This window comes from Candidatus Tisiphia endosymbiont of Ditula angustiorana, assembly GCF_964026425.1.
In the GTDB taxonomy this organism is placed as follows: Bacteria; Pseudomonadota; Alphaproteobacteria; order Rickettsiales; family Rickettsiaceae; genus Tisiphia.
This window is the reverse complement of record NZ_OZ032143.1, coordinates 1,623,964-1,649,878: the sequence shown is the minus strand read 5'-3', so window position 1 is coordinate 1,649,878 and position 25,915 is coordinate 1,623,964. Positions and strand designations below refer to the sequence as shown.

The window sequence follows — 25,915 nt, the reverse complement described above, 5'->3', positions numbered from 1 at the left end:
GATTTTATGTTAGAATGGATAAATAATCAACTAATCAGTTTAAATTATATTTTGTATCATGATAAATTTTTATTTAGTTATCAATATTTTGTTTATTGGTTTAATGATCTATTTATTACTTAAAAATGTAAATATTTTTGTCAAACTCTTAGTGCTAAATAGTTTAACTAGTATAATAACCTTATTCATTTGTTTTCTTGGTTCATTTAAAATGAATAATTGTTATTTAGATATTGCTCTAATTTATTTTCTCTTAAGTTTTATAGCAAGTGGAGCATATTTAAAGTATTTTATTGGTCAATCTAATAAGGTGATGTGATGCGAAAACTAGTAGAGAAAAAAGAAATAGTAATATTAGGTTGTGGTTTTAGTGGTATGCTTACGGCATTGTCGTTTGCGAAAGAAGATATTAAGACTACCATCCTTGAGTATCAATCGATAAATTCTGATAATTTTTGTACTGATATCAGAACGACCGCCTTAACCCCTGCTTCTGTGCAGTTTCTAAGAGGTCTTAATGTATGGTTTGAGATTGAGAAGATAGCTAGTAAAATGCTTGAAGTCTATGTTGTTGATAATAAAGCACCAGAGATGTTATGTATGCCAAATATCAAAGGAAATGATGCACTAGGTTATATAGTAAAAAACAGTGAATTTAAGAAAATATTACTAGCAAATGTTAGAAAAAACCCTTTGATTAAGGTAATTGATCAGTGTGATTATAAAAAAGTTGATAGTAAACCTGATCATTCAACCATATATTTGGATGACAATAAGACTATGAATAGTGACTTATTGATTGTTTGTGATGGACGTAATTCTAAAGTTCGTCAATATTATTTTTTTAATAAAATAGAGAAAACTTATAACCAAACCGCCTTAACATTTGATATTAAGCATGAGAAAGATCACGAAAACTGTGCTATTGAACATTTTATGCCATCTGGTCCTTTTGCCATTTTACCTCTCAAGGACCAAAAGGCCTCATCTATAATATGGACTACGGGGCAAGAGCAAGCTGCATTATTGATGAGTTTACCAAAGGAAGAATTTGAGTATTTAGCAAGTAAAAATTGTGGGAATTCTTTAGGGTCTATTGCTTTAGATAGTACTATTAGCTCTTTTCCTTTAAAGGCTCGTATAGCTAGTAAATATTTTTATAATAAAATAGCAGTTGTGGCAGATAGTGCTCATATAATTCATCCTCTAGCTGGTCAGGCTTTGAATCAAGGAATAAAGGATATTGAAACTTTAACTCAATTAGTGGTCAGTAGTGGTATAAGTGCAGGAATGCTAGAACGATATCAAAAATTAAGACAAAATGATAATTTTCATATGTATATGATTACTGAAAGCTTAAATAGTATTTTCTCAAACCATTCAAAAACCTTGTGGTATCTAAGACGTTTGGGGCTTAAAACTATTGATAATATACAGCCTATTAAGAATTTGTTAGTAGAGTATGCCATGGGTCGTAGATAAAATGAATAAGGAAATTATAAAAAAAGTTCAAAATACCAGTTGACAGGATGGTAGATTTTGCATATAACTACTCCTACGAAAAGACGAACATTAATTGTTCGTAGCTGTTTTTAAAAGTAAATAATCAGATATAAGTAAATAATCAGATATAGGTAGTGACAGCAAAATGTACTTATCACTAAAAGTGATAAATTAAACCTGTCAATTTTTTGAATAAAAAGTAGACAGAATCAAACTTGAGAGTTTGATCCTGGCTCAGAACGAACGCTTTCGGTATGCTTAACACATGCAAGTTGAACGGATTAATTTAGGGCTTGCTCTGAATTAGTTAGTAGCAAACGGGTGAGTAACACGTGGGAATCTACCCATCAGTACGGAATAACACTTAGAAATAAATGCTAATACCGTATATTCTCTTCGGAGGAAAGATTTATCGCTGATGGATGAGCCCGCGTCAGATTAGGTAGTTGGTAGGGTAATGGCCTACCAAGCCAACGATCTGTAGCTGGTCTGAGAGGATGATCAGCCACACTGGGACTGAGACACGGCCCAGACTCCTACGGGAGGCAGCAGTGGGGAATATTGGACAATGGGCGAAAGCCTGATCCAGCAATACCGAGTGGGTGACGAAGGCCTTAGGGTTGTAAAGCCCTTTTCAGCAGGGAAGATAATGACGGTACCTGACCAAGAAAGCCCCGGCTAACTCCGTGCCAGCAGCCGCGGTAAGACGGAGGGGGCTAGCGTTGTTCGGAATTACTGGGTGTAAAGAGTGCGTAGGCGGTTTAGTAAGTTGGAAGTGAAAGCCCGAGGCTTAACCTCGGAACTGCTTTCAAAACTACTAATCTAGAGTGTAGTAGGGGATGATGGAATTCCTAGTGTAGAGGTGAAATTCTTAGATATTAGGAGGAACACCGGTGGCGAAGGCGGTCATCTAGGCTACAACTGACGCTGATGCACGAAAGCGTGGGGAGCAAACAGGATTAGATACCCTGGTAGTCCACGCCGTAAACGATGAGTGCTAGATATCGGGAGAATTTCTTTCGGTTTCGTAGCTAACGCATTAAGCACTCCGCCTGGGGAGTACGGTCGCAAGATTAAAACTCAAAGGAATTGACGGGGGCTCGCACAAGCGGTGGAGCATGCGGTTTAATTCGATGTTACGCGAAAAACCTTACCAACCCTTGACATGGTGGTCGCGGGAAGCAGAGATGCATCCCTTCAGTTCGGCTGGACCACACACAGGTGTTGCATGGCTGTCGTCAGCTCGTGTCGTGAGATGTTGGGTTAAGTCCCGCAACGAGCGCAACCCTCATTCTTATTTGCCAGCGGGTAATGCCGGGAACTATAAGGAAACTGCCGGTGATAAGCCGGAGGAAGGTGGGGACGATGTCAAGTCATCATGGCCCTTATGGGTTGGGCTACACGCGTGCTACAATGGTATCTACAGAGGGAAGCAAGACGGTGACGTGGAGCAAATCCCTAAAAGATATCTCAGTTCGGATTGCTCTCTGCAACTCGAGAGCATGAAGTTGGAATCGCTAGTAATCGCGGATCAGCATGCCGCGGTGAATACGTTCTCGGGCCTTGTACACACTGCCCGTCACGCCATGGGAGTTGGTTTTACCTGAAGGTGGTGAGCTAACGTAAGAGGCAGCCAACCACGGTAAAATTAGCGACTGGGGTGAAGTCGTAACAAGGTAGCCGTAGGGGAACCTGCGGCTGGATTACCTCCTTTAAAGACTTAATTATAGCATGTTATTACTTTTGTAATACTTGCTCAAGTCCGACTTTCGCTGTCACTACCTTTAACTGATTGTTTATCAAATTTTAAAAACAGCTCTTTCTTTAAGTATTTTTCTGTATTCACCAAGCCTAGCAAAATAAATATTTCCCAATATATATACCCGATGAATTTCAAGAGTTGGCTAGGCGTGCGAGTGGCGAGTGGACTAGGTGTACATTTAGTACATGAGTACGCGAGTTCCTGATATTTTCAAAAAACAATTTTTCAAAGCAGAATTAGACCCCTGCTTTCACAGGGGTGATGTCACCCCTAATGGTGATGATACTGATCTTACTATTAATTTATTACATCAAACTGAGGTTAAGTAATGGTATTTACAGGACCAAAAACAATGTCATTCCCGCGAAGGCGGGGATCTATAGAAACAGACAGGAAGGGTGCTTTAGACATTCTAGATTCCCGCCGTTGCTAAGAATGACATACTAGTGATCCACGTTGGTAAAGTTTTCGTTGGGGTGATATAATGCTTTTGTAGCAAAGTGGCGGCTCATCGCTTATTATAGTGAAACCTATTGAATTAGGTGATACAAATTTTGTGTCATACCTGCGAAAGCAGGTATCTAGATTCCCGCCTACGCGGGAATGACAATCTACAATCGTTATGTTCTTTGTCACCTAATCCTATGGACTTAACTATACCTCACACTCCGCCATAATGGCGGTAGGGGTGATGTCACCCCTAATGTGGCGATGATTACTTGAGCCTACTATTACTTTATTACATCGATACTCGAGGTTAGTTAGTTGTAGCGAATATACAGGGTAATCAACATGCTGTATCACCAATAAGTTCTACAAGTGATTGATATTCCAGCTCTGTAGATGCCGGTAAAAAATCTGCTAGAGTTTTGAGGTCGCATGTTATTGTTGGTTCTTGGGTAGAAGAGTTGCGAAAAAGGTATGGGCTTTTAAAAAACCATGCGTATTCCTTTTCCATATCCTTGGCAGTTAAGTCATTTAATATAATACCATTTTGTGCTGAAAGTTTAAATGATTCATAGTTTTTATAGCCATTACCTTCCTTAACTTCTAAAGGCATCTTGGTGTTTTCTTGTTCCAATAATGCTTGTTGCTTTAATAAATGAATTGATAGTAAATGTAGATTGTACTCAAGGATCGTACGAACACTTTTATGATATCCACCAGCAACCATTTTTTCATGGTTGTTTATCAATGATTCTAAAGGCTCTTTGCTATATTGTGTATTATTATCTTCTATAAAAATCTTACTATTCTTGCCATTATCTTCAAATGATTTAATTAATATTGTTCTCATATGTGAGGCTGGAACAGTTATCATATACTCTTTATCTGGATGATGCTCCAATGTAGCTTTAGCAATAAAACTATGCAAGTTTGTTGATAAATTTTTATGAAATTCCCCTTTATAAGAAGCGGCTCTTGCAATCCCTATATGTCCAGTAAAATGAGCATTTTTAGATGTCATCATACTCACAAACATTTCAATTGATTCTTGGTCAATCTTATTATGATCTTGCCAAATTTTATTTGCAACAAAAGCAACATATGTTTCTGTAAGATCTTGGTCATGATAACGTAAACTAGGTCAAAATCCTGTAATACCAATGTCTGCCTTTGTTATACCTGTATGTTCACCATAATATTTCTTGCTATTTTTGCTCTGATTCATAGCATATTCGTACCACATATCACAATTTTTTTCTGTAACTTTCGCCATATAGAAATGAAGATCTTCTTGTTGTAAATGGTAAATTTCTGATTTTACCTCTTGTGATTCATATATAGATTTTAATTTATCTTTAAGATTAGAATGTCGTTGATCAATTGCAGTAAAATCAAAATTCATGAGTATTTTTAAAGCATGAAGATACTGCATTGATTTGTCATCTGTAGATTTCGCTTTATTATGGGTATTACAAGCATTTTCATGTTATATAATTAATCTTTATTATTTTGCCTCTAATGAAATCAAATAAAACGCTATTGCAGCAGCATTTGAGACATTTAAGCTTTCTACTTTGCTTGAAATGGGTATTTTAACTAAGTGATCACATGCTTCTTTAACTAGACGTCTGATTCCTTTATCTTCAGAGCCAAGTACTATTGCCATTTTATCTGAAAATATTTTTGTACTTAAAGATTGTGTTGCGTTACCATCAAGACCAATAATCCAAAACCCATGTTTTTTTAGATATTCTATTGACCACCTTAAATTAGTGACTTTAACCATTTGTACTAGTTCTAAAGCTCCAGAAGCTGTTTTTGCTATGGTAGCGTTTTCATCGGGTGCATTATCTAGAGGTAATATTATGGCTGTGATGTCAAAAGAAGCTGCACTACGAATAATAGCACCAATATTTTGTGGATCAGTTATTTGATCCAAAATAGCAACTTTACAATTAGGAATAGTTATGTCAATATCTTCAATGCGATTAGAGAAGATACTTTTAACGTTAGCGGCTATTCCCTGATGATTATGATTTGAACCAAAAAGACGGGTCAAGTAATCTATATTGGTAATCTCATACGGGTGGTTAGAGATTAAATTTTTGTGCAAATTGAAAATATCTTCTGTACATAAAACATTTTGAATATAACGTTTTGGGTTGCTTAATGCTGCAAATACTGGATGTTTGCCATATATATAGTGCAAATCTTTAGAAATTTTAGCTTTATTTCTCATCTTATTAGAACCTAGAGTAATTTATTCTTGACACAAACTACTATTTATTATAGAAAGTTACAACTGATAAACGTTCTGAAGTAACGTAAGTTTAATATTAGCTTATTTAGGATGGTTCAAGAGAAAAGATTCGGGGTCATTTGAGCTTCAGTTTTATAACAAAAAAGATGTGATGTCCTTCCCGCGTAGGCGAATCCATGATACCTAACAGCTATTTAGGCTGTTTTTTGGATTTTCACCGCGGGAAGGGTATCGAGGCTTCTTAAGTTGACACCCATGCGATTACGCAGGAATGATACTGATGTTGTATTAAGGGTTGTATCCTTATTTATAAAGGCTTGTAGTCCGAAGTTCAAATGTTCTTGGAAAAGAGCAGAGAAGATTTGTTGGCACTTATACTAATTTATATTATGCTTTACGTTTAATTAGACCATTTAATACTTGCGTAAATTCTTTGGAGGAATGGCCGAGTGGTCAATGGCAGCAGACTGTAAATCTGCCCGCGTGAGCGTACGAAGGTTCGAATCCTTCTTCCTCCACCACAAGTTGGTTAGGTAGATACGCGGGTGTAGCTCAATGGTAGAGCTCCAGCCTTCCAAGCTGGTCACGTGGGTTCGATTCCCATCACCCGCTCCAAGAGTATAGGTGATAATTGGAAATTGGATAAATTTGTATTTTTATGTTAAATTGTATTAAATCTTAAATTGTGGAGAATGAATTATGGCAAAGGTAAAATTTGAAAGGGATCTACCCCATTGTAATATAGGTACTATAGGACACGTAGATCATGGTAAGACTTCTTTAACAGCTGCAATAACTTTAGTGTTATCAAAAGAAGGTGGAGCACAGGCTACTAATTATGATGACATTGATAAAGCTCCTGAAGAGAGGGAAAGGGGTATAACTATTGCTACTGCTCACGTTGAATATAGAACTAAAAGAAGGCATTATGCTCACATTGATTGTCCTGGTCACGCAGATTATATAAAGAATATGATAAGCGGTGCAGCTCAAATGGATGCTGCTATATTGGTAGTATCTGCTGCTGATGGTCCAATGCCCCAAACAAGGGAACATATATTGCTTGCTAAGCAAGTTGGCGTACCTGCAATAGTTGTATTTTTGAATAAAGTTGATATGGTTGATGATCCAGAATTGCTTGACTTAGTAGAAATGGAAGTCAGAGAACTGTTATCAATGTATGATTTTCCTGGAGATGATATACCAATTATCAGGGGTTCAGCTTTACAGGCTCTAGAAGGAAAACCTGAAGGTGAAGCTGCGATTAAAGAGTTGATGAATGCTATTGATGAATATATACCTCAACCTGAGAGAGATACAGATAAACCTTTTTTAATGTCAATAGAAGATGTATTTTCTATTTCTGGAAGAGGTACGGTTGTTACTGGTAGAATCGAAAAAGGTATAGTAAAAGTTGGTGAAGAGGTAGAGATTGTTGGTATAAGAGATACTCAAAAAACTACTTGTACTGGTGTGGAAATGTTTAAGAAGCTATTAGATCAAGGTGAAGCCGGTGATAATGTTGGTATATTACTGCGTGGAACTAAAAGAGAAGATGTATGCAGAGGTCAAGTGTTAGCTAAGCCTGGAAGTATAACTCCGCATACTGAGTTTGAAGCTGAAGTTTATGTACTTACCACGAAAGAAGGTGGTCGTCATACAGCATTTACAGATAAATATCGACCACAGTTTTATTTTAGAACGACTGACGTAACTGGAGAAATTACTTTGAAAGATGGTAAAACAATGGTGATGCCTGGTGATAATGCGAATCTAAAAATTGCATTGATCGCTCCGATAGCTATGGAAGAGGGCGTACGTTTTGCTATACGTGAAGGTGGTAGGACAGTAGGAGCCGGTGTAGTATCAAAGATTATAAAATAATAAAAAATAGTCATCCTGAGAAAGTTCAGGATGACTATTTTTTTAAGGTTAGGCAAAATATGTTTAATTAGGCTTAATTAGAGTAAGTCTATTAAAGAATGTGCTTTGACTGGTCTAGCTGTTTATAAAAAGGTTTAGTTAATGAAAAATAATCAAAAAATCAAAATTCGTTTAAAGTCGTTTGATCACCGCTCGCTTGAGCAAGGTACTAGAGAAATAGTAGGGGCTGTTAAAAGAACCGGTGCTGATATAATTGGTCCAATTCCGCTGCCAAGGACAATTGAGAGATTTACCGTTAATAGGTCTCCACATGTCAATAAAAAATCAAGGGAGCAATTTGAGATTAGAATTCAGAAAAGGCTTTTGATAATAAGTTATCCAACTCCTCAGACTGTTGATGCTTTAAAAAAAGTTGATTTGCCTGCTGGTGTTGATGTTGAGATTAAGTTAGAGAGTGTTGAGTGATGAGAACCGGTTTAATTGCTAAAAAAATTGGTATGAGTTCAATTTTTAATGAAAAGGGAGAGAGATCTACCGTTACTTTTCTACAAGTTGAAGATTGCCAAGTAGTAGGACAAAAGACCTTAGAAAGGGATGGCTATAGTGCTTTGGTTATTGGGGTAAAAGATAAAAAATTATCTAAAGTAACAAAACCAATGAAGCAGGTATTTGCTAATGCTCAAGTTATGCCAAAGGAAAAATTGAAGGAATTTAGAATTTCTGAAACTTGTTTCCTTGATGTAGGTTCTGTATTGCACGTGAATCATTTTGTTATTGGTCAGTTTATAGATGTTGTAGGTACTACTATTGGTAAAGGTTTTGCCGGTAGTATGAAAAGGCATAATTTTAGAGGGCTTGAAGCTTCACATGGTGTATCTGTGTCTCATCGTTCGCATGGTTCTACTGGTGGTAGACAAGATCCTGGTAAAGTATTTAAGAATAAGAAAATGGCTGGTCATATGGGAAGTACAAGAGTTACTATTCAAAATTTGAAAGTAGTCGATACTGATATGGAAAACAGCATAATCATAGTTAGTGGAAATATTCCCGGTTCAAAAGGATCTTATGTCTACATTAAGGATGCTATTAAGAAAACCATTACAGCTATAGGATAAACTATATGAAAGCCAAATTATTAAATCTTGAAAATGAAGCTGTTGGTGAGATTGATTTAGATAACGAAGTGTTTGCCGTAGATTTTGTTAGGGAAGATATTATCAAGCTTGTTGTTGATTGGCAGAGAGCTAAAGCTATGGCTGGTACACATCAAACAAAGACAGTGTCGCAAGTATCTGGTACTACAAAGAAACCTTTTAAGCAAAAAGGTACGGGTAATGCAAGGCAAGGATCTTTAAGATCTGTCCAAATGAGAGGTGGTGGAGTTTCTCACGGTCCAGTAACAAGGAGTCATGCTACAAAATTGCCAAAAAAAGTTAGAAAACTTGGTTTGAAACATGCTTTGTCAGAAAAATTGGCTGAGGGAAAACTGCTAATAGTAGATTCTTTAAAATTACATGAATCCAAAACTTCTAATCTTATGAAATTATTAAATAATTTTCATGGTAAGAGTTATTTTATTGTTAGTGGTGATGAGGTTGATATTAATTTTTCTTTGGCAGTAAAAAATATTCCAAATACTATTTCAGTACCGCAAATTGGTGCAAATGTTTATGATATAATACGCCATGATTATGTTTTGTTATCACAAGAAGCTGTAGATGCTTTAGAAAAGAGGTTAAAGTGAAATCTTATAAACATTATGATCTTATTAGGAATCCTGTGATTACTGAGAAGAGCAATATTTTATCTGAGCAACAAAATAAGTTTACTTTTCATGTTGCTGATAGTGCTGAGAAAGCTTCTATTAAGATGGCTGTTGAAAAGATTTTTCAGGTTAAGGTTAAAAAAGTTAACATAATGAATGTAAAAGGTAAGAGAAAAAGATTCAAGGGTGTTAATGGCAGACAATCAGATAAAAAGAAAGCAATTGTGACGTTAGAAAAAGATTATACTATTGATTTTACAGGGGGTATTAAATAAATGGCTTTAAAAACGTTTAATCCAGTTACTCCATCCCTTAGAGAATTAGTACAGGTTGATAAATCTGATCTTTGGAAGGGTAAGCCTCATAAACCTTTAACTAAAGGTTTATCTAAGACTGGTGGTAGAAATAATTTGGGTAGAACCACTTCTTGGCATAGAGGAGGAGGGCATAAAAGGCTTTATCGTATAATCGATTTTAAAAGAAATAAACAGGATATATTTGCCACTGTTGAAAGAATAGAATATGATCCTAATAGAACTTCCTTCATTGCTTTAATTAAATTCGATGATGGTGAGTATTCTTATATTTTAGCACCACAAAAGCTTATTGTAGGAGATAGAATAGTATCAAGTGATGAAGCTGACATAAAAGTAGGAAATTGTTTATCTTTGAAATCTATTCCTGTTGGTACTACTTTACATAATGTAGAAATGAAAGTTGGTAAAGGTGGTCAAATTGCAAGATCTGCTGGTACTTCTGTTAATTTAGTAGGTAAGGATTCGGGTTATGCACAGATCAAGCTTCGATCTGGAGAATTTAGGTTGATACCGTTAGATTGTAAAGCTACCATAGGTGTTGTTTCAAACCCTGATCAAAAAAATACCAATTTAGGTAAGGCCGGAAGAAATAGATGGCTAGGTTGGAGGCCACATGTTCGTGGTGTTGCAATGAATCCAGTCGATCACCCACATGGGGGAGGAGAGGGGAAAACTTCTGGTGGTCGTCATCCAGTGACTCCATGGGGTTTCCCAACTAAGGGTAAGAAAACACGTAAGAATAAGCTTACATCAAAATTTATTATTAAGAGAAGAAAGTAATTGGGTAGTAATTATGGCTCGTTCAGTTTGGAAAGGACCTTTTGTAGATGGTTATCTGATAAAAAAAGTACAAAAATTGATTGAATCTGGTAAATCAGAAATGATCCAGACTTGGTCTAGAAGGTCAACAATTTTACCATTTTTTGTTGGAATAACATTTGCTGTACATAATGGAAATAAATTTATACCTGTTACTGTAAGTGAAGAAATGGTTGGTAAAAAATTAGGTGAATTTTCTCCAACTAGAACTTTTCATGGTCATGGTACAGATAAAAAAGTTAAGAGAAAATAGATATGGTGAAGGTGAATAAAGGCTCTACTACAGCAATTGCTAAGTCTCTTAGAGTGAGTCCGAGGAAATTGAATTTGGTTGCAACTTCTATTAGGAATATGAAAGTGTCTGAGGCTCTAATTCAGCTTACCTTTTCCCCTAGAAGAATTGCTCAAGATGTAAAAAAATGTTTGCAGTCTGCTGTTGCTAATGCTGAAAATAATTTTGGTTTAGATATTGATACTTTGTTTATTACTTCTGCAACTGTAGGTAAGGCGTTGGTGATGAAAAGAATTATGCCAAGAGCTAAAGGAAGAGCAACAAGGATTAATAAATTTTTTAGTAATTTATATATTACAGTTACTGAAGTTGAGGGGAAATAAGATATGGGGCAAAAAGTTAATCCGCATGGCTTTAGAGTTGGTCCGACATTAATTAAAGGTTGGGACTCGGTGTTATATGCTGATAAGAAGCACTATAAAGTCCTTCTTATCCAAGATTTAGAGGTTAGAAATCTAGTTAATAAAAACTATGTGCAAGCACAAGTTAGTAGGGTGTTAATAGAGAGACCTTCTAATAAGAATGTTATAATTAATATTTTTGCTAAAAAGCCTGGAGTTATTATAGGTAAAAGTGGTAACGACATTGATAAATTAAAAAAATCTGTCCAAAAAATTACGGGTTTAGAAGAAATATATATTAACATACATGAAGTAAAGAAGCCTAATATAGACTCTAATATTATTGCTCAAACGATTGCTATGCAGCTTGAAAAAAGAGTGTCTTTTAGAAAAGCTATGAAAACTGCTATCCAAGCCTGCTTCAAGCAAGGAGGGTTAGGTATAAAGGTTGCTTGTTCTGGACGTTTAGCTGGAGCTGAAATAGCGAGAACAGAGTGGTATAGAGAAGGTAGAGTACCTTTACATACTTTGAGAGCTGATATTGACTATGCGACTGCTGAAGCTATGACAACTTATGGAGTTATAGGTATAAAGGTTTGGGTCTATAGGGGTGATCATGTGGAAAATAGAAAGAAACATAATTAATTTTGAAGTAAAATAATGTTAGCTCCGAAAAAACAAAAATTTAGAAAAGCACATAAGGGGAGAGTTCCCTCAAAGGCAAAGGCTGGTACTATGCTAGCTTTCGGTTCTTTTGGCTTGAAATCGTTAGATGGTTTAAGGGTTACCGCAAGACAAATAGAGGCAGCAAGAAAGGCTGCAGTTCGTTGTATGAAAAGGCAGGGGAGATTGTGGATTAAAATTTTTCCTGATTTGCCTGTGTCAAAAAAGCCTGCGGAAGTTAGGATGGGTAAAGGAAAAGGCTCTACTGAATTTTTTGCAGTGAGAGTATCACCTGGAAGAATTATGTTTGAAGTGGAAGGGGTTACAGATGATGTAGCGACGAAAGCACTTGAGCTTGCTAGTGCAAAATTGCCTGTAAGAACAAAGATAGTGAGGCGTTATGAATAATTTAGGGGTATCAGCAAAGGAATTGGTTGGGCAGACTACGGAAGAGCTTCACAAAAAGAGAATTTTGTTTAAAAAAGAGTTTTTTAATCTAAGATTCCAAAGAACGTTAGGTGAATTAAACAATACTAGCAGGTTTTCTTTTGTAAAAAAAACAATAGCTCGTATTAATACAGAGTTAACTATAAGATCAAAAACTGGAGAATAGGGAAATGCCGAAAAGAGTGCTACAGGGCGTTGTTGTAAGTTCGAAAACTGATAAGACTATTACAGTTAAAGTAGAACGTAGGTTTAAGCATCCTATATACAAAAAAATTGTAAAAGTCTCTAAAAAATACGCTGCTCATGATCCAGAAAATACTTATAAGGATGGTGATAAGGTTAGTATAGTTGAAAGTCGCCCTATATCTAAGACTAAGTCTTGGGTAGTGTTAGGGGATGTAAAGGTATCTCTCTAATAATAGGTTTAGTTGTTACAGAATGGTGAGTTTTATCCTTTGACTTTGTTGTTTAGATTGTTTATTTTGTTGCATTATTAAATTCTCAAGTGGAAGTAAGTTATGATTCAGATGCAGAGCATCTTAGATGTTGCGGATAACTCTGGTGCTAAAAAAATTATGTGTATTAAAGTGCTTGGTGGTTCACATCACATGATAGCAAATCTTGGGGATGTCATTGTGGTATCTATAAAAGAAGCTTTACCAAGCGGAAAAGTAAAAAAAGGTGACGTACATAGGGCTCTAATTGTTAGAACAAAAAAGGGTGTTAGAAGGGCAGATGGTAGTACAATTAAGTTTGATTCCAATGCAGCAGTACTTTTAAATAAGCAAGGGGAACCAATAGGTACGAGAGTTTTCGGTCCTGTAACTAGAGAATTAAGGGCAAAAAAATTCGTTAAGATTATGTCACTTGCAGAAGAGGTGTTGTAATGATTAAGCTAAAAATTAAGAAAGGTGATGAAGTTATTGTTATCACCGGAAAAAATAAGGGAAAAAAGGGTAAGGTCTTAAAGGTTTTGCCTGAACAAAATAGAGCTATTGTTTCGGGTATAAATATTGTTCGCAAGCATGTTAAGGCGAGTAAAACAAGTGAAGGTGGCATAGTGTCAAAGGAGTTATCCATACATATATCCAATGTTGCTCACATAGATCCTAAAACAGGTAACCATACAAAAGTTGCTTTTAAATTTCTAGAAGATGGCTCTAAAGTAAGAGTAGCTAAGAAGTCTGGTGAAATTATCAGTAGTAAGGAAGGTAAGTAATGTTGCTCAGGTTTAAAGATTTATACACTAAAGAGATTGTACCAAACTTACAGAAGGAGTTTGCGTATAAGAATAAACATCAAATGCCTAAAGTTGTAAAAATTGTTGTTAATATGGGGGTTGGTGAAACGGTTGCGGATTCTAAGATAATTAATAATGCTGTCAATGATCTGACTCTAATTTCAGGACAAAAACCTTTAGTGACTGAGGCCAAAAAGTCTATTGCTACTTTTAAGCTTCGTGAAGGTATGAAAGTTGGTTGTAAAGTTACTCTGCGCAAAGATAGAATGTATGATTTTCTAGAGAGATTAGTAATCGTTGCTCTGCCGCGTATTAAAGAATTTAGAGGTTTTTCAAGCAAAAGTTTTGATGGTAGAGGTAATTTTACTTTTGGTATAAAAGAACAGATTGTTTTTCCAGAGATTAATTACGACAAGATAGATGTAATTCGTGGTATGGATATCACGATTGTTACAAGTGCTATGAATAATGAAGAAGGTAAATTATTACTTTCTGGCTTTAATTTGCCTTTTTATAATTAATGTTTAGAAGAAAAATAGATGGCTAAAGTAAGTTCTATAAAAAAGAATAATAGAAGAAGAAAGATGGCACAAAGTTTATATAACAAGCGTGCTAAATTAAAGGACAAGATTTACGATAAAACTTTATCTTTGGAAGAAAGATTTTCGCTAGTGATGGTTTTAGCTAAGTTACCTAGAAACTCAGCTATGAATAGAGTTCGAAATCGGTGTGAGCTTACTGGACGTCCAAGAGGAGTGTATAGTAAATTTGGTCTATCGCGAAATAAGCTGAGAGATCTTGGTAGTAAGGGATTAGTTCCTGGTTTGATTAAAGCAAGTTGGTAAAATAACTTGAATTCGATATAACTTGTTATATTGAATTCAGGGGTTAAGTAGAAACAATCAGGTTTGAAGCGGTTTAGTAGCTGATTGTTAAAATATAATATTCCATTCAATAGGTGGTTTTAATAATTAACATCACCTATTGAATGATAAAAAAAGTTGAAATGTACTCGTGTCAGTCGCTTCAAGAGTACACTTTTCCTTATAACAAAGCCAATTCGATATAAGAATTATTAATTTTTATATCGAATTGAGGTTAAAATAGTAGGTTTATCGTATGTCAATGACAGATAATATAGCGGATATGTTGACTAGAATTAGAAATGGTCAAAAAAGTAAATTGATGAGTATATCTCTACCGTGCTCAAAAATAAAATGTGCTATTTTGGACGTTTTAAAAAAAGAAGGTTATATAAAAGAGTATGTAGTTGTCAAGGATGGTAATATAAGTCATATTGAAGTAGACCTAAAATATTCTGTTAATGGCAAACCTGCTATATGTGAAATAAATAGAGTTTCAAAACCAGGTAAGAGGATTTATTCTTCTATTGATAAACTAAAAGGATATTATAACAATATGGGTATTTATATTCTTTCTACTTCTAGAGGAGTTTTATCAGATAGAGAAGCACATAGCCAAAAAATTGGCGGTGAAGTAATTTGTAAAGTGTTTTAAGGTATAAATAATGTCACGTATTGGAAAATTGCCAGTCCCTGTACCTGAAGGGGTGAAAGTTGAACTTGATGGGTTGAAAGTCAATGTTATTGGTCCCAAGGGAGAATTGACAAAAACTTTCGCAGGAAGTATAGCAATTTTATTGCAAGATAATCAGCTTTTTGTAAAACCATTAGCAGAGACTAAAAGTGCTAGATCTATGTGGGGTACGGCACGAAGTATAATAAATAGTATGATAAAAGGTGTTAAAGAAGGTTTTACAGAAGAGCTTGAAGTCAACGGTGTTGGTTATAAGGCTTTGGTGAAGGATAAATATTTAAACTTAATGCTTGCTAAAAGTCATAATACTAAAGTAGAAATACCTCAAAATATTAAAGTTACCGCTCCTAAACAAAATCAGATTATATTGGAAAGTGTTGATAAAGAAAAATTAGGTCAGTTTATATCAATTATTATAAAGCAGAGGCCACCTGAGCCATATAAAGGTAAAGGTATTAAACGCAAAGGTCAATATGTTCAGAGGAAAGAAGGTAAGAAAAATTAAAATTTAAGAGTTAAATATGCGTAGTTCAAAGTTAAAGTTTGATATAAGAAAGGCTAGAGTAAGGTCTAAGATATCAAAGGTATCAAACAGACTCAGACTGTCTATTTTTAAGTCTGGAAAGCACATATATGCACAAGTCATAGATGACAAACAGTCAATAACTATTGCATCTGCTTCGACTTTAGATAAAGAAATTAGACAGTTAAAAAAATCCAACTGTAATATTGGTACAGCCACGAAAGTAGGTGATTTAATAGGCGAAAGAGCATCGCTTAAAGGGGTACAAGAAGTTGTATTTGATAAGGGTGGTTATAAATATCATGGTGTTGTTAAGGCTTTAGCTGATGCAGCAAGAAAGAAAATGAAATTTTAATTTTAGGTTTAAGAAATGGCTAAAGCTAAAAAAAATACGGGTGAAGCACTAACAGAAACTTTGGTGGATGTAAACAGAGTTACTAAAGTAGTAAAGGGGGGTAGAAAATTCTCTTTTTCTGCTTGTATTGTTGCTGGTGATAAAGCTGGTAAGGTTGGTTATGGTCATGGTAAAGCGAAAGAGGTAACAGAAGCTAGAGCTAAGGCTACTCAAGAAGCAAGGAAAGATATGATTAGAATTCCTCTTTATCAAAATAGAACTATTCATCATGATGTCATTGGTAAAAGTGGAGCAGCTAAAGTCATTTTAAGAAGAGCCAAGGCAGGTACTGGTGTTATCGCTGGTGGTGCTATGAGGGCAATTTTTGATTCTTTAGGAGTGCATGATATTGTTGCCAAATCTTTGGGTTCTAGTAACGTATATGCGATGATTGCTGCAACTTTTGATGCGTTATCTCAACTTTCTTCTCCAAAGAATATTGCTGAAAGGAGAGGAAAAAGGATAAATGAGGTGTCAACTAAATCTACAAAAGGGCAACAAATAATATCAGAACCAAGTGTGCAAGTTTAAGTAGTGTAATAGCCTTTCCAGCGTAGACTCATGGATGTCAAGAAGTTTTGATGTGTCATTCCTGCTTCGGTGCGAAATCTAAAGAAATAGCCTAGAAAAGGTTGTTATGTATTATAGATTCCGCTTACCTAGTGCGGGAATGACATATATGACATTGGAGGTGTTGGGATAACAGCAAAATTGTTTAAGTTGACACTTATGTATACTCGAATGATCCTACGAATTGGATTTGAAAATGAGGGGCGAGTAAGCGGAGTGTACATTTAGTATATGAGTACGCGAGTTCCTGATATTTTCAAAAAACAATTCTTTAAAGCAGAAGAGTATACACGTGAATGGGGCTTTGAAGCAATAGGCTATAGTGAGTCTTTATATTAAAGTAAAGTAATAATTGGGTTGTAGGAATTTATGAGTAGTGATCAAGAAAAAGTAAATGAGGCAAAGGTTAAAGTTACCCAAATTGGTAGTAGTATAGGTCGTAAATATGATCAGGAAAAAACCTTGGTAGGTTTAGGTCTGAATAAAATGCATAAATCTGTTATTTTGAAAGATACGAACTCTGTTAGAGGAATGATCAAGAAGGTACAACATTTGTTAAAAGTAGAAAATATAAATTAGAGTTTAGAAAATGAAATTAAATGAGTTATCTAACAATTTTGGTGCCAAGAGAGATAAAAAAAGAGTAGGTCGCGGTATTGGCAGTGGTAAAGGTAAAACATGTGGCAGAGGCGTTAAGGGGCAGAAATCTAGATCGGGTGTAGCTATCAAAGGTTTTGAAGGGGGGCAGATGCCTATAATTAAAAGATTGCCAAAGAGAGGCTTTAGCTGTCCTAGTTCTAAGAAATATAGTGTAGTAAATATTGCTGATATAGAATTTTTAATAGCAGAAAATCGTTTAAACTCAACAGAAATTGTAACAAAAGAGAAATTAGTTGAAGTCGGATTAATTAAGAATACTAACTTATTGGTTAAGTTACTATCTGTTAGCAGTGGTGAATTTAATAGTCCCTTATCATTTCAATTAGATGCTTATTCTGGCTCTGCTAAGAAGTTAATAGAACAAGTTGGTGGTCAAATATTGTAATTTATGAGTTTAAATTCCACACAAAAATCTAATAAAGACTTAGCTAATAGGGTTATTTTTACTATTTTGGCTCTGATAGTATGTAGATTTGGGTCATTTATTCCTATAGCGGGTATTGATTCAGTTGCGTTAAGCAGTGTGGCTGAACAAAATCAATCTGGTATACTTGGTATGTTTAATATGCTATCTGGGGGTTCTCTAGGTAGAATGTCTATTTTTGCTTTAGCAATTATGCCATATATAACTGCTTCAATTATCATTCAATTAATGTCAATAGCCTACAAGCCTTTGGAGAATTTAAAAAAAGAAGGTGAGGTTGGTAAAAGGAAAATCAATCAATTATCTAGGTATTTAACTGTTTTATTAGCTTCTTTTCAGGCATATGGTGTTGCAATAAGTTTGGAACATGTTGTGACTAATGTAGGTCCAGTAGTTATTATACCGGGACTTTTTTTCAAGGTTACTACCGTTATCACTTTAGTTGTAGGTACTATGTTCTTAATGTGGCTTGGTGAACAGATTACTGGTAGAGGTATTGGCAATGGATCGTCCTTAATTATATTTATAGGTATAGTGTCGGGGGTACCAAGTGCTATTATAAGCATGTTTGAGTTGTCAAGAAGTGGTGGTTTGTCTCTGATAGTAGTTATGGCTATTTGTTTAGGAGTTATTGTAATTATAGCTATAATAATTTTCTTTGAGAAGGCACAAAGAAAAGTTTTGGTACAATATCCAAAAAGACAAGTTGGTAATAAAATTTATGGTGGTGATTCGACTCATATGCCTCTTAAACTTAATACTTCTGGGGTAATTCCGCCAATATTTGCTAGTTCAATTTTATTGTTTCCTGTGACAATAGCTAATTTTTCTAGCAATAATTCGGAAATTATGAGTTTATTAACTTTCCATCTAGGGCATGGAAAGCCTTTATATATTTTGTTGTATGTTGCGTTGATAATGTTTTTTAGTTTTTTTTATACAGCAGTAGTTTTTAATTCAGAAGAAACAGCAAATAATTTAAGAAAATATGGGGCATATATTCCTGGCAAAAGGCCTGGTAAGAATACTGCGGAATATTTTGATTATTTGTTAACTAGGTTAACTGTAATAGGTGGTATATATCTTAGTTTTATATGTATAGTTCCTGAAATGTTAATGAATAAATATGCCGTATCTTTTGCCTTAGGGGGTACAAGTTTTTTAATTGTTGTTAATGTTGTTCTAGATACATTTGTACAAATTCAAACTCATTTATTTAGCAGTAGGTATGAGGGGTTAATTAAAAAAATGAAGTTAAAAAACTAACTGATATTATAAAAAAACAATTCTTTAAAGCAAAAAATTATACATTTTAACTTAGTGGAGGGTATATATACTGCTATGATTTCAAGAGTTGGGTAGACGAAGGTCAACTTCAAGAAGAGCTAGGAGTGTCAAAGTCGAGCAGCGGAGCGTACATTAGTACGTGAGCAGCACAGATATTTGACACGACGACGCCAATTCTTGAAGTTCACCGAGTATATTATGTTATGTTTAAAGATGAGTTTCAAATGATTATAGTGCTTATAGGGTCTCCTGGTTCAGGGAAGGGAACTCAAGGGCAGTTATTGGCAAGAAAGTTAAATTTACCTCATGTATCTACTGGCGATATATTCAGGCAAATGGTAAAGGTTAATAACAAGGATGGTTTGTTAATTAAAGAGTATATGGTACAAGGAAAACTTGCCCCTGCTAAATTGGTGAATAATGTAGTTAAGGAGTTTTTAACTCAGGATGTGTATAAAAACGGTTATGTTCTAGATGGTTATCCTCGTAATTTAGAGCAAGCTAATTTTCTAAGAAGGTTTGCTAATCAAAAGATTAAAGTTGTGTTTTTCGACATAGACGATCAAGTGATTATCAAGAGGATTCTAGGTAGGTTTAATTGTGAAAATTGTGGACAAATTTATAATAGTTATTTCATTAAACCTAAGATTGATAATATCTGTGATGTTTGTGGATCAGATAAATTTATGCACAGACAAGATGATGATGAACAGACTATTAAGCAAAGAATAGAAGAATATAAAATAGAAACTTATCCGTTACTTAACTATTATAGAGATAATAGTGAGTTCTATGTTGTTGATGCAAATAAGGATAAAGAAGAAGTAGAACTTGTTTTGTATAAAGTGTTAAAAATGATTTGACTTTAAGGGATATTTTTATATTATTCCCTTTTGGTTATTATCGAAATTTTGGAGATTATTTGTGGCAAGAATAGCGAGTGTTAATATTCCAGCAAACAAAAGATTAGTAGTTAGCTTAACATATATTTATGGGCTTGGTTTTTCTGCTGCAGAAGAGATTTGTCAAAAAACTGGAATATCTGAAAGTAAAAGGGTCAAAGACTTAACAGATCAAGAGCTTATTATTTTACGTAATATTATTGAAAAAGAATATAAAGTAGAAGGTGATTTAAGAAGAGAAGTGAATCTTAATATCAAAAAGAAAAAGGATATTAGGAGTTACCAAGGTCTTAGACATATAAGAAAGTTGCCTGTTCGAGGTCAGAATACTCATTCTAATGCTCGAACAAGAAAAGGTAAGGCTGTTGCGATTGCCGGTAAGAAAAAAGTTACAAAGTAATATGGTATAATGATGAGTCAGGCTGCTAATACTAAGGTCAAGAAAAAAAGAAAAAATATTACTCTTGGTGTTGTTCATATAAAAACAACTTTTAATAATACTATTGTTACTTTTACAGACGTGCAAGGTAATGCTATAGCTTTTTCAACAGCAGGTACACATGGTTTTAAGGGGGCTAGAAAAGCTACGCCTTATGCTGCTCAAATAACTGTTGATAAAGCCTCAGAAGTTGCAAAAGAACACGGTCTGAAAACTGTTTCAATTAGAGTGCAAGGTGCAGGGGCTCAAAGGGAATCAGCTATGCGTGCGGTATTTAGTCAAAATTTTATAGTTACGTCAGTTTTGGATGTTTCGTCTGTTGCACATAACGGTGTTAGAGCACCAAAAAGAAGAAGAGTATAGGGGCATAGGTAAATAATGTTATCATTAAATAAAAACTGGAGTGCATTGATAAAACCTTCTAAGATAGTTTATGACAGTCCTGATAAGAGTAGTAATATAGTAAAAATTGTGGTTGAACCTTTAGAGAGAGGCTTTGGTTTAACAATAGGTAATGCTATGAGGAGAATTCTACTTTCATCTCTTCAGGGTGCTGCAATAACATCAATAAAGATACTAGGGGTGGTGCATGAATTTTCTGCTATACCTGGGGTTAAGGAAGATTTAGTTGATGTAGTTTTGAATCTTAAGTCTGTGGTCATTAAGATGCATTCTTCAGAAAGAAAGATTGTCAGATTAAGGGCTACTGGTCCTTGCGTTGTAACTGCTGGGATGATTGGAACAGAGCATGATGTGGAGATACTAACCCCTAATCATGTGATTTGTACTTTGGCAAAAGGGGTTCAGCTTGAAATGGAATTAGTGTGTGAGACGGGAAAAGGTTATGTTCCTGCTGCAAGCAGTGTTAGTTCGGAATTAGCTATTGGCGTAATCCCAATAGATGCGTTATTCAGTCCTGTAAGAAAGGTTACCTATAAAGTTGATAATACACGTGTTGGTCAAGTTACAGATTATGATAAACTAATTATGACCGTTGAAACTAATGGTAGTATTACTCCGGAGATGTCTATAGCACTTGCTGCTAGAATTCTGCAAGATCAGTTACAATTATTTATTACGTTTGAAGAACAAACAGAAGATAAACAGGATAAGTTAGAAGAATTAGCATTTAATCCAGCATTGTTGAAGAAAGTTGAGGAATTAGAATTATCTGTTAGATCTCAGAATTGTTTAAAAAATGATAATATAATTTATATAGGCGATCTTGTTATCAAAACAGAAGCAGAAATGCTTAGAACTCAAAACTTTGGTAGAAAATCTCTTAATGAGATTAAGGATATATTATCAGGCTTTGGTTTAAAATTTGGTATGGACATACCAGGATGGCCTCCAGAAAATATTCAGGAGCTATCTAAGCGTTATGAAGATCCATATTAATAAAAGGTAATAACATGCGACATAAAATTAAGGGTAGAAAGCTTAATAGAACAAGTAGTCATAGACAGGCGATGTTTGCTAATATGGCTGTGGCACTTGTGATGAATGAGCAAATAAAAACAACTTTACCTAAGGCTAAAGAGCTTAGGCCATATATTGAAGTGTTGATAACTAAGGCCAAAAAATCTGATTTAGCGACTAGAAGAATGGTGCTTGCTAAAATCAAAGATAAAGTTGCTACTGAAAAACTTATTAGTGTTTTAGGCAAAAGATATAGTGAACGTCCAGGTGGTTATACTAGGATAATAAAGGCTGGTTTTCGTTATGGGGATATGGCATCAGTAGCTTATATTGAGTTCGTTGATAGAGATGTAAATAGTAAAGGCTGTGGACTTCCAAAAGCAGAAAGCCATAACCATGAAGAATAAAATTAATGAATCTGTAGGAAAATAATCAATATGGCTAATCATTCATCAGCAAAAAAGGCAATAAGACAAACAATAAAAAAAACTTTAATAAATAAGAATAGGTCAAGTAGAATTAAAACATACATAAAAAAAGTTTTGCAAGAAGTTATTAGTGGCTCAAAAGAATCAGCTAAATTAGCTTTGACTGTTGCACAATCTGAAATAATGAAAGGCGTAACAAAAAACATTATCAAATTAAATACAGCCTCACGTAAAATCAGTAGATTATCTCAAAAAATTAAAAATATGAATTAGCTTCTAGCTTCTTGTGTATGCCTTCTGTGTCTCAGTTCGATGAAAAACGGTTTAATACCTCGGTGTCATTCCCTGCCTTACTATTACCCACATCTCTAGAGATTTGTGGGACGTCATATATGACGTCAATAGGTTCAAATATACGACTTTTAAAAGATGTGGGTAATAGTAGGTATGTAAGTATAAGTGAGGATTCGAGAACAAAAAGGAGTGTCCACAAATTGATTCTTTTTGGTAATTTTGTTGTCAAAATTTGCTTTCGTTTCTCATGGACATCATAGTACCCTACATTTTTTATATAACCACTATTAAAATGGCTGCTGATCGTCTATTAGCGAGGAGTCGCTGAAAGCGGCGACGCGGCAATCTAGGATACGCGAAGCGTACTAGAAAAAACAGCTTCGCTGTTTATCTAGATCGCCACGGCATCTAAAGATGCCTCGCGATGACGATTATAGAAAAATGTAGGGTACTATGCATGGACATATACGTACTGCTTGTGGCTACTTTTTTACTCAGAAATTCCTAAGAAATTATTCAATTTGTGGGTGCTTTCCCAAAATAACGAACAGATAGACCATAAGAATGAAACCTTCACAGCTAGATAGAAAATGTATGCAAGGACCTAGTTGAGAGGGATATACTTGATGAAAATCAAGAATTGCGTTGTCGTCTTCAGGGATCGTAGGTAGCCACGTACTAAATGTACGCCTAGCACCTCGACCCTTTGACTCCTGCTACTATTATAATTTTGATTCTATCGTCTATCAACTCTTCATTTACGAGTAGTATATGCTAAAGATTTCCGCTTTTATTATCACAAAAAATGCAGCTATTAGAGTTGCAAGAGCTATCAATAGTGTTAAAGGCATTGTGGAGGAGATTATTGTTATTGATAGTGGGAGTACCGATGATACAGTGCAAATTGCTAGAAATTTGGAAGCCAAAGTCATTTCTAACGAATGGAATGGATATGTTAAACAAAAAACTTTTGGTGAAAATTTATGTCAGAATGATTGGATATTAAATATTGATGCTGATGAAGCATTGTCAAAAGAATTACAGGATGAAATAGAGTTTATATTCGCTTCAAATAATCAAGATAACTATTTAGCCTATCGCACTAAAATTGTCACATTGCACCGTAATGATGATAAGACTCGCTGCTTTGCTCCTTATAATAAATGCATCCGATTGTATAATCGTAAATATAGTAGTTTTTCTGATAATAATAACATTACTACCCATGATTCGGTGTTATTTAATCTAAATATTAGTTCACAAAACAAAATATATGATTTAAATGGTATAATTTATCGTAGGCTTGACACGTCAATTGAACAACTGATAGCTAAAGCAAATTGCTATTCCTCCGAGCAAGCAGAAAATTTAGTTAAACTAGGTAGGAGTCCATCAAAAACAAGAATTGTTACAGAAACTATGGTTTATTTTTTTAAATCATTTTTTATAAGACGATATTGTGTATTTGGTTTTGATGGTTTTGTTGACTCTATGATTTTTGCTTTTGCACGGTTTATAAGACTTGCTAAAGCAAGAGAGTTGTTAAATAATAAAAAAGACGATAACAACATAGAAGCGTAGATTACATAATAGTCTACAATTTTTGTAAGGAGTTTAGTAGCAAGCTCAGCATATAGACATAAATACAGGGCAGTTTAAAAGTCGCTACCAGTGGGTGGTATAAATATAGATTTAGCTACTATCGATGTCATACCAGCTTCGGTGCGGGATCTAAAAAAATGTCCTGAGGGGTTGTTTATAGATTGTAGACCCTTGCTTTCGCAAGGGGAACATCAATTCTATTACTATGACTCAAACATTTCTAGGTTAGCTATAATGTATATAAGGCTATACGCTAGTTATGGTTAAAACATTTCCATGTTAGCTACACTACTACTTTCTGTAAACAAAATTAAAAAATTTTAAAATAATTGCTTGCACAAAATAAAATTTTACTGTATGTATGACTAGAAATAATAAAACCGTTTGCTACGGTTTTTTGTTATAAGAAATATATACTCAAATGATTTGAGTATAATCGAGGTTGAAAATGAATAGATTAAAGAGATTATCGGCAATCTAATCAAAAATAAATATTGGTAAAGTTCAAATGACCCTAGGTAAGATATTAATAAGTCGAAGATCCTATATATATGGACTATTATTTGTTGCAGTAGTGACTGTTGTAGTGATAGTTTCTATCAAAAAAGTAGTCAATAGACAAGTTCCAGCACAGCAAGTTGACAATCAAGCTGTCGTAATTCCTGTTGAAGTGGTTAAGGCTCAATATTCAGAGGAGACAAATGATATATTGGTTACAACAGGCAAAACCTTAGCCTATGAAACACATGCAGTTAAAGTCAATACAACAGGAAGAATTAAAGAACTTGACTTGCCTATAGGTAGCTATGTTAAAAAAGGTGATATTTTAGCGGTATTAGATACCACGCAAATTGACTATCTGATTGAACTGGCAAATGAAGAGTATCGTCTTAAAGAGAAAAAAGCTAATGCGATGAAGCAGTTATTGGATAAGAATCTCATTAGATATACAGAGTATGTGAACCATAACATAGAATACTTGGATGCTAAACAAAAATATTATACATTACTTGATGAAAAAACCAATCATTATGTTGTTGTACCATTAAGTGGAATTGTTGAACGAAAACTTGTCACTGTTGGGGAGCTTGTTACACAAAAGGATAAAATAGTCGTTCTTTATGATATTCATATTATCAAGGTTGCGTTTGGTCTTGATGAAAGTGACTATCAAAAATTTAAAAGTTCGGGAGGAAGCTATGTCAATATCTATATTCCCGCTTTAAACTTAGCCCTTAAACTAAGTGATTTTAAAACTTCAGAAATTGCCCAAGATAAGAATCACTCAGTCTATATTGAAGCATTTATTCCAAATGATGATAATTCAATCATGCCGGGCTTATTTGTTAACGTAAATGTTATTTTCAATGGTAACAAGCAACGGATAAAATTGCCAAACTCAGCTATTTTTTTTGACTCTTATTACTATGTCTATATTATTGAGAATAATACAGCTAAAAAAGTAAGGATTGAAATAGGTGATAGTGATAGCCAAAGTGTAGAGGTAGTTAATGGCATCAAACCGAATGACCAAGTGGTTATTTCAGGAAAGAAGGGATTGCATGACGGAGCTAAGGTTTTGATTGAAGATGAGACAACTCACTCAACAATACAAAATAGGCCATAACTTATTGACGCACCGGAATCGAAACTTGATAAATCTAGGGTATTTCAAT

Annotated in this window: 36 protein-coding genes, 2 tRNA genes and 1 rRNA gene; 36 read left to right on the top strand and 3 right to left on the bottom strand. The window is 34.6% G+C overall.

Features of this window, described 5'->3' with window-relative positions:
- Positions 1–58: 58 nt before the first annotated feature.
- From AAGD29_RS07975 to AAGD29_RS07965, 3 genes are all read left to right on the top strand, one after another.
- The gene (locus AAGD29_RS07975; RefSeq protein ID WP_341754685.1) at positions 59–319 is read left to right on the top strand and encodes a monovalent cation/H+ antiporter complex subunit F; all 261 of its coding nucleotides are present in this window, start codon (positions 59–61) and stop codon (positions 317–319) included.
- Positions 319–1,482 carry an FAD-dependent monooxygenase gene (locus tag AAGD29_RS07970; protein WP_341757730.1) on the top strand — a complete coding sequence of 388 codons (1,164 nt, stop codon included), beginning with the start codon at positions 319–321 and terminating at the stop codon, positions 1,480–1,482. Before AAGD29_RS07975 ends, AAGD29_RS07970 begins: the two co-directional genes overlap by 1 nt.
- A 232-nt stretch (positions 1,483–1,714) precedes the next feature.
- Positions 1,715–3,217 (top strand): 16S ribosomal RNA (locus tag AAGD29_RS07965).
- Between the two features lie 835 nt (positions 3,218–4,052).
- Here the strand turns inward: AAGD29_RS07965 and AAGD29_RS07960 are convergent.
- The 3 genes from AAGD29_RS07960 to rlmB all read right to left on the bottom strand — a co-directional run bounded on the left by AAGD29_RS07960 (position 4,053) and on the right by rlmB (position 5,951).
- The gene (locus AAGD29_RS07960) at positions 4,053–4,736 is read right to left on the bottom strand and encodes a hypothetical protein (RefSeq protein WP_341757729.1); all 684 of its coding nucleotides are present in this window, start codon (positions 4,734–4,736) and stop codon (positions 4,053–4,055) included.
- 117 nt (positions 4,737–4,853) lie between these two features.
- Positions 4,854–5,144 (bottom strand): hypothetical protein, encoded by a 291-nt coding sequence (locus AAGD29_RS07955; RefSeq protein ID WP_341757728.1) that lies wholly within the window; start codon positions 5,142–5,144, stop codon positions 4,854–4,856.
- A gap of 72 nt (positions 5,145–5,216) precedes the next feature.
- A complete protein-coding gene (rlmB, locus tag AAGD29_RS07950) occupies positions 5,217–5,951 on the bottom strand; it encodes a 23S rRNA (guanosine(2251)-2'-O)-methyltransferase RlmB (protein WP_341757727.1) in 735 nt (244 codons plus the stop codon).
- Positions 5,952–6,407: 456 nt separating this feature from the next.
- On the opposite strand from rlmB, the gene AAGD29_RS07945 reads away from it, so the two are divergent.
- The 33 genes from AAGD29_RS07945 to AAGD29_RS07785 all read left to right on the top strand — a co-directional run bounded on the left by AAGD29_RS07945 (position 6,408) and on the right by AAGD29_RS07785 (position 25,866).
- A tRNA-Tyr gene (locus AAGD29_RS07945) sits at positions 6,408–6,493 on the top strand.
- Between the two features lie 20 nt (positions 6,494–6,513).
- Positions 6,514–6,587 (top strand) — tRNA-Gly (locus tag AAGD29_RS07940).
- A gap of 84 nt (positions 6,588–6,671) precedes the next feature.
- Positions 6,672–7,856 (top strand): elongation factor Tu, encoded by a 1,185-nt coding sequence (gene tuf / locus AAGD29_RS07935; RefSeq protein WP_341757726.1) that lies wholly within the window; start codon positions 6,672–6,674, stop codon positions 7,854–7,856.
- 141 nt (positions 7,857–7,997) lie between these two features.
- Positions 7,998–8,321, top strand: a complete 324-nt coding sequence (gene rpsJ / locus AAGD29_RS07930; RefSeq protein ID WP_341748171.1) for a 30S ribosomal protein S10 — start codon at positions 7,998–8,000, stop codon at positions 8,319–8,321.
- Complete coding sequence (gene rplC, locus AAGD29_RS07925) at positions 8,321–8,971, top strand: 50S ribosomal protein L3 (protein WP_341757725.1); 651 nt, start codon at positions 8,321–8,323, stop codon at positions 8,969–8,971. The genes rpsJ and rplC overlap by 1 nt, the downstream gene beginning before the upstream one ends.
- Before the next feature lie 5 nt (positions 8,972–8,976).
- Positions 8,977–9,600 carry a 50S ribosomal protein L4 gene (gene rplD, locus AAGD29_RS07920; RefSeq protein ID WP_341757724.1) on the top strand — a complete coding sequence of 208 codons (624 nt, stop codon included), beginning with the start codon at positions 8,977–8,979 and terminating at the stop codon, positions 9,598–9,600.
- Positions 9,597–9,896 (top strand): 50S ribosomal protein L23, encoded by a 300-nt coding sequence (gene rplW / locus AAGD29_RS07915; RefSeq protein ID WP_341757723.1) that lies wholly within the window; start codon positions 9,597–9,599, stop codon positions 9,894–9,896. The genes rplD and rplW overlap by 4 nt, the downstream gene beginning before the upstream one ends.
- Positions 9,897–10,718, top strand: a complete 822-nt coding sequence (gene rplB, locus AAGD29_RS07910) for a 50S ribosomal protein L2 (protein WP_341754674.1) — start codon at positions 9,897–9,899, stop codon at positions 10,716–10,718.
- Positions 10,719–10,731: 13 nt separating this feature from the next.
- Complete coding sequence (gene rpsS / locus AAGD29_RS07905; protein ID WP_341748176.1) at positions 10,732–11,010, top strand: 30S ribosomal protein S19; 279 nt, start codon at positions 10,732–10,734, stop codon at positions 11,008–11,010.
- Positions 11,011–11,012: 2 nt separating this feature from the next.
- Complete coding sequence (rplV, locus tag AAGD29_RS07900; RefSeq protein ID WP_341748177.1) at positions 11,013–11,372, top strand: 50S ribosomal protein L22; 360 nt, start codon at positions 11,013–11,015, stop codon at positions 11,370–11,372.
- A gap of 3 nt (positions 11,373–11,375) precedes the next feature.
- On the top strand, positions 11,376–12,035 hold the full coding sequence (gene rpsC, locus AAGD29_RS07895; RefSeq protein WP_341754673.1) for a 30S ribosomal protein S3: 660 nt from the start codon (positions 11,376–11,378) through the stop codon (positions 12,033–12,035).
- Positions 12,036–12,050: 15 nt separating this feature from the next.
- Positions 12,051–12,461 (top strand): 50S ribosomal protein L16, encoded by a 411-nt coding sequence (gene rplP / locus AAGD29_RS07890; RefSeq protein WP_341757722.1) that lies wholly within the window; start codon positions 12,051–12,053, stop codon positions 12,459–12,461.
- Complete coding sequence (gene rpmC / locus AAGD29_RS07885) at positions 12,454–12,666, top strand: 50S ribosomal protein L29 (RefSeq protein WP_341757721.1); 213 nt, start codon at positions 12,454–12,456, stop codon at positions 12,664–12,666. The genes rplP and rpmC overlap by 8 nt, the downstream gene beginning before the upstream one ends.
- Positions 12,667–12,670: 4 nt before the next feature.
- A complete protein-coding gene (gene rpsQ, locus AAGD29_RS07880; RefSeq protein WP_341757720.1) occupies positions 12,671–12,916 on the top strand; it encodes a 30S ribosomal protein S17 in 246 nt (81 codons plus the stop codon).
- A 102-nt stretch (positions 12,917–13,018) separates the two neighbouring features.
- Positions 13,019–13,387 (top strand): 50S ribosomal protein L14, encoded by a 369-nt coding sequence (gene rplN, locus AAGD29_RS07875; protein ID WP_341748182.1) that lies wholly within the window; start codon positions 13,019–13,021, stop codon positions 13,385–13,387.
- Entirely contained in the window at positions 13,387–13,719 is a 333-nt protein-coding gene (gene rplX, locus AAGD29_RS07870) for a 50S ribosomal protein L24 (RefSeq protein WP_341754669.1), read from the top strand. Before rplN ends, rplX begins: the two co-directional genes overlap by 1 nt.
- 2 nt (positions 13,720–13,721) lie before the next feature.
- Positions 13,722–14,261: a 50S ribosomal protein L5 gene (rplE, locus tag AAGD29_RS07865; RefSeq protein WP_375359106.1), complete on the top strand. Its 540-nt coding sequence runs from the start codon at positions 13,722–13,724 to the stop codon at positions 14,259–14,261.
- Positions 14,262–14,279: 18 nt separating this feature from the next.
- Positions 14,280–14,585 carry a 30S ribosomal protein S14 gene (rpsN, locus tag AAGD29_RS07860; RefSeq protein ID WP_341748185.1) on the top strand — a complete coding sequence of 102 codons (306 nt, stop codon included), beginning with the start codon at positions 14,280–14,282 and terminating at the stop codon, positions 14,583–14,585.
- A 274-nt stretch (positions 14,586–14,859) separates the two neighbouring features.
- The gene (gene rpsH / locus AAGD29_RS07855; RefSeq protein ID WP_341757719.1) at positions 14,860–15,258 is read left to right on the top strand and encodes a 30S ribosomal protein S8; all 399 of its coding nucleotides are present in this window, start codon (positions 14,860–14,862) and stop codon (positions 15,256–15,258) included.
- A 10-nt stretch (positions 15,259–15,268) separates the two neighbouring features.
- Positions 15,269–15,802, top strand: a complete 534-nt coding sequence (rplF, locus tag AAGD29_RS07850; protein ID WP_341757718.1) for a 50S ribosomal protein L6 — start codon at positions 15,269–15,271, stop codon at positions 15,800–15,802.
- Between the two features lie 16 nt (positions 15,803–15,818).
- A complete protein-coding gene (gene rplR, locus AAGD29_RS07845; RefSeq protein WP_341751354.1) occupies positions 15,819–16,175 on the top strand; it encodes a 50S ribosomal protein L18 in 357 nt (118 codons plus the stop codon).
- 15 nt (positions 16,176–16,190) lie between these two features.
- Positions 16,191–16,745: a 30S ribosomal protein S5 gene (gene rpsE, locus AAGD29_RS07840; RefSeq protein WP_341757717.1), complete on the top strand. Its 555-nt coding sequence runs from the start codon at positions 16,191–16,193 to the stop codon at positions 16,743–16,745.
- A gap of 408 nt (positions 16,746–17,153) precedes the next feature.
- On the top strand, positions 17,154–17,363 hold the full coding sequence (gene rpmD / locus AAGD29_RS07835) for a 50S ribosomal protein L30 (RefSeq protein ID WP_341754664.1): 210 nt from the start codon (positions 17,154–17,156) through the stop codon (positions 17,361–17,363).
- Between the two features lie 10 nt (positions 17,364–17,373).
- Positions 17,374–17,829, top strand: a complete 456-nt coding sequence (gene rplO, locus AAGD29_RS07830) for a 50S ribosomal protein L15 (RefSeq protein ID WP_341757716.1) — start codon at positions 17,374–17,376, stop codon at positions 17,827–17,829.
- A 3-nt stretch (positions 17,830–17,832) separates the two neighbouring features.
- A complete protein-coding gene (secY, locus tag AAGD29_RS07825; RefSeq protein ID WP_341757715.1) occupies positions 17,833–19,134 on the top strand; it encodes a preprotein translocase subunit SecY in 1,302 nt (433 codons plus the stop codon).
- A gap of 245 nt (positions 19,135–19,379) precedes the next feature.
- Positions 19,380–20,018 carry an adenylate kinase gene (locus tag AAGD29_RS07820; protein WP_341758777.1) on the top strand — a complete coding sequence of 213 codons (639 nt, stop codon included), beginning with the start codon at positions 19,380–19,382 and terminating at the stop codon, positions 20,016–20,018.
- A 61-nt stretch (positions 20,019–20,079) separates the two neighbouring features.
- Entirely contained in the window at positions 20,080–20,457 is a 378-nt protein-coding gene (gene rpsM, locus AAGD29_RS07815; protein ID WP_341754660.1) for a 30S ribosomal protein S13, read from the top strand.
- Positions 20,458–20,466: 9 nt separating this feature from the next.
- Positions 20,467–20,859, top strand: a complete 393-nt coding sequence (gene rpsK / locus AAGD29_RS07810; protein WP_410521146.1) for a 30S ribosomal protein S11 — start codon at positions 20,467–20,469, stop codon at positions 20,857–20,859.
- 15 nt (positions 20,860–20,874) lie between these two features.
- A complete protein-coding gene (locus AAGD29_RS07805; RefSeq protein ID WP_341754659.1) occupies positions 20,875–21,894 on the top strand; it encodes a DNA-directed RNA polymerase subunit alpha in 1,020 nt (339 codons plus the stop codon).
- A 14-nt stretch (positions 21,895–21,908) separates the two neighbouring features.
- Positions 21,909–22,322, top strand: coding sequence for a 50S ribosomal protein L17 (rplQ, locus tag AAGD29_RS07800; RefSeq protein WP_341757714.1), 414 nt, complete (start codon positions 21,909–21,911; stop codon positions 22,320–22,322).
- 30 nt (positions 22,323–22,352) lie between these two features.
- On the top strand, positions 22,353–22,616 hold the full coding sequence (gene rpsT, locus AAGD29_RS07795; RefSeq protein ID WP_341748197.1) for a 30S ribosomal protein S20: 264 nt from the start codon (positions 22,353–22,355) through the stop codon (positions 22,614–22,616).
- Between the two features lie 792 nt (positions 22,617–23,408).
- Entirely contained in the window at positions 23,409–24,218 is an 810-nt protein-coding gene (locus AAGD29_RS07790) for a glycosyltransferase family 2 protein (RefSeq protein WP_341757713.1), read from the top strand.
- Between the two features lie 607 nt (positions 24,219–24,825).
- Positions 24,826–25,866, top strand: a complete 1,041-nt coding sequence (locus AAGD29_RS07785) for an efflux RND transporter periplasmic adaptor subunit (protein ID WP_341757712.1) — start codon at positions 24,826–24,828, stop codon at positions 25,864–25,866.
- Positions 25,867–25,915 lie beyond the last annotated feature (49 nt).

Bases quoted from the DNA above. Each gene is read 5' to 3' on its own strand.
- rpsE (WP_341757717.1), top strand. From the start codon at position 16,191: ATGGCTAAAGCTAAAAAAAATACGGGTGAAGCACTAACAGAAACTTTG.
- rpsT (WP_341748197.1), top strand. From the start codon at position 22,353: ATGGCTAATCATTCATCAGCAAAAAAGGCAATAAGACAAACAATAAAA.
- AAGD29_RS07955 (WP_341757728.1), bottom strand. From the start codon at position 5,144: ATGCAGTATCTTCATGCTTTAAAAATACTCATGAATTTTGATTTTACT.
- rpsN (WP_341748185.1), top strand. From the start codon at position 14,280: ATGGCTAAAGTAAGTTCTATAAAAAAGAATAATAGAAGAAGAAAGATG.
- AAGD29_RS07960 (WP_341757729.1), bottom strand. From the start codon at position 4,736: ATGATGACATCTAAAAATGCTCATTTTACTGGACATATAGGGATTGCA.
- AAGD29_RS07975 (WP_341754685.1), top strand. From the start codon at position 59: ATGATAAATTTTTATTTAGTTATCAATATTTTGTTTATTGGTTTAATG.
- rlmB (WP_341757727.1), bottom strand. From the start codon at position 5,951: ATGAGAAATAAAGCTAAAATTTCTAAAGATTTGCACTATATATATGGC.
- rpsJ (WP_341748171.1), top strand. From the start codon at position 7,998: ATGAAAAATAATCAAAAAATCAAAATTCGTTTAAAGTCGTTTGATCAC.
- rplQ (WP_341757714.1), top strand. From the start codon at position 21,909: ATGCGACATAAAATTAAGGGTAGAAAGCTTAATAGAACAAGTAGTCAT.
- AAGD29_RS07820 (WP_341758777.1), top strand. From the start codon at position 19,380: ATGATTATAGTGCTTATAGGGTCTCCTGGTTCAGGGAAGGGAACTCAA.
- rplR (WP_341751354.1), top strand. From the start codon at position 15,819: ATGCGTAGTTCAAAGTTAAAGTTTGATATAAGAAAGGCTAGAGTAAGG.
- rplN (WP_341748182.1), top strand. From the start codon at position 13,019: ATGATTCAGATGCAGAGCATCTTAGATGTTGCGGATAACTCTGGTGCT.
- rplB (WP_341754674.1), top strand. From the start codon at position 9,897: ATGGCTTTAAAAACGTTTAATCCAGTTACTCCATCCCTTAGAGAATTA.
- rplP (WP_341757722.1), top strand. From the start codon at position 12,051: ATGTTAGCTCCGAAAAAACAAAAATTTAGAAAAGCACATAAGGGGAGA.
- rpsC (WP_341754673.1), top strand. From the start codon at position 11,376: ATGGGGCAAAAAGTTAATCCGCATGGCTTTAGAGTTGGTCCGACATTA.
- tuf (WP_341757726.1), top strand. From the start codon at position 6,672: ATGGCAAAGGTAAAATTTGAAAGGGATCTACCCCATTGTAATATAGGT.
- secY (WP_341757715.1), top strand. From the start codon at position 17,833: ATGAGTTTAAATTCCACACAAAAATCTAATAAAGACTTAGCTAATAGG.
- rplV (WP_341748177.1), top strand. From the start codon at position 11,013: ATGGTGAAGGTGAATAAAGGCTCTACTACAGCAATTGCTAAGTCTCTT.
- rpsH (WP_341757719.1), top strand. From the start codon at position 14,860: ATGTCAATGACAGATAATATAGCGGATATGTTGACTAGAATTAGAAAT.
- AAGD29_RS07970 (WP_341757730.1), top strand. From the start codon at position 319: ATGCGAAAACTAGTAGAGAAAAAAGAAATAGTAATATTAGGTTGTGGT.
- rpsQ (WP_341757720.1), top strand. From the start codon at position 12,671: ATGCCGAAAAGAGTGCTACAGGGCGTTGTTGTAAGTTCGAAAACTGAT.
- rpmD (WP_341754664.1), top strand. From the start codon at position 17,154: ATGAGTAGTGATCAAGAAAAAGTAAATGAGGCAAAGGTTAAAGTTACC.
- AAGD29_RS07805 (WP_341754659.1), top strand. From the start codon at position 20,875: ATGTTATCATTAAATAAAAACTGGAGTGCATTGATAAAACCTTCTAAG.
- rpmC (WP_341757721.1), top strand. From the start codon at position 12,454: ATGAATAATTTAGGGGTATCAGCAAAGGAATTGGTTGGGCAGACTACG.
- rplX (WP_341754669.1), top strand. From the start codon at position 13,387: ATGATTAAGCTAAAAATTAAGAAAGGTGATGAAGTTATTGTTATCACC.
- AAGD29_RS07790 (WP_341757713.1), top strand. From the start codon at position 23,409: ATGCTAAAGATTTCCGCTTTTATTATCACAAAAAATGCAGCTATTAGA.
- rplC (WP_341757725.1), top strand. From the start codon at position 8,321: ATGAGAACCGGTTTAATTGCTAAAAAAATTGGTATGAGTTCAATTTTT.
- rplO (WP_341757716.1), top strand. From the start codon at position 17,374: ATGAAATTAAATGAGTTATCTAACAATTTTGGTGCCAAGAGAGATAAA.
- rplF (WP_341757718.1), top strand. From the start codon at position 15,269: ATGTCACGTATTGGAAAATTGCCAGTCCCTGTACCTGAAGGGGTGAAA.
- rplD (WP_341757724.1), top strand. From the start codon at position 8,977: ATGAAAGCCAAATTATTAAATCTTGAAAATGAAGCTGTTGGTGAGATT.
- rpsK (WP_410521146.1), top strand. From the start codon at position 20,467: ATGATGAGTCAGGCTGCTAATACTAAGGTCAAGAAAAAAAGAAAAAAT.
- rpsS (WP_341748176.1), top strand. From the start codon at position 10,732: ATGGCTCGTTCAGTTTGGAAAGGACCTTTTGTAGATGGTTATCTGATA.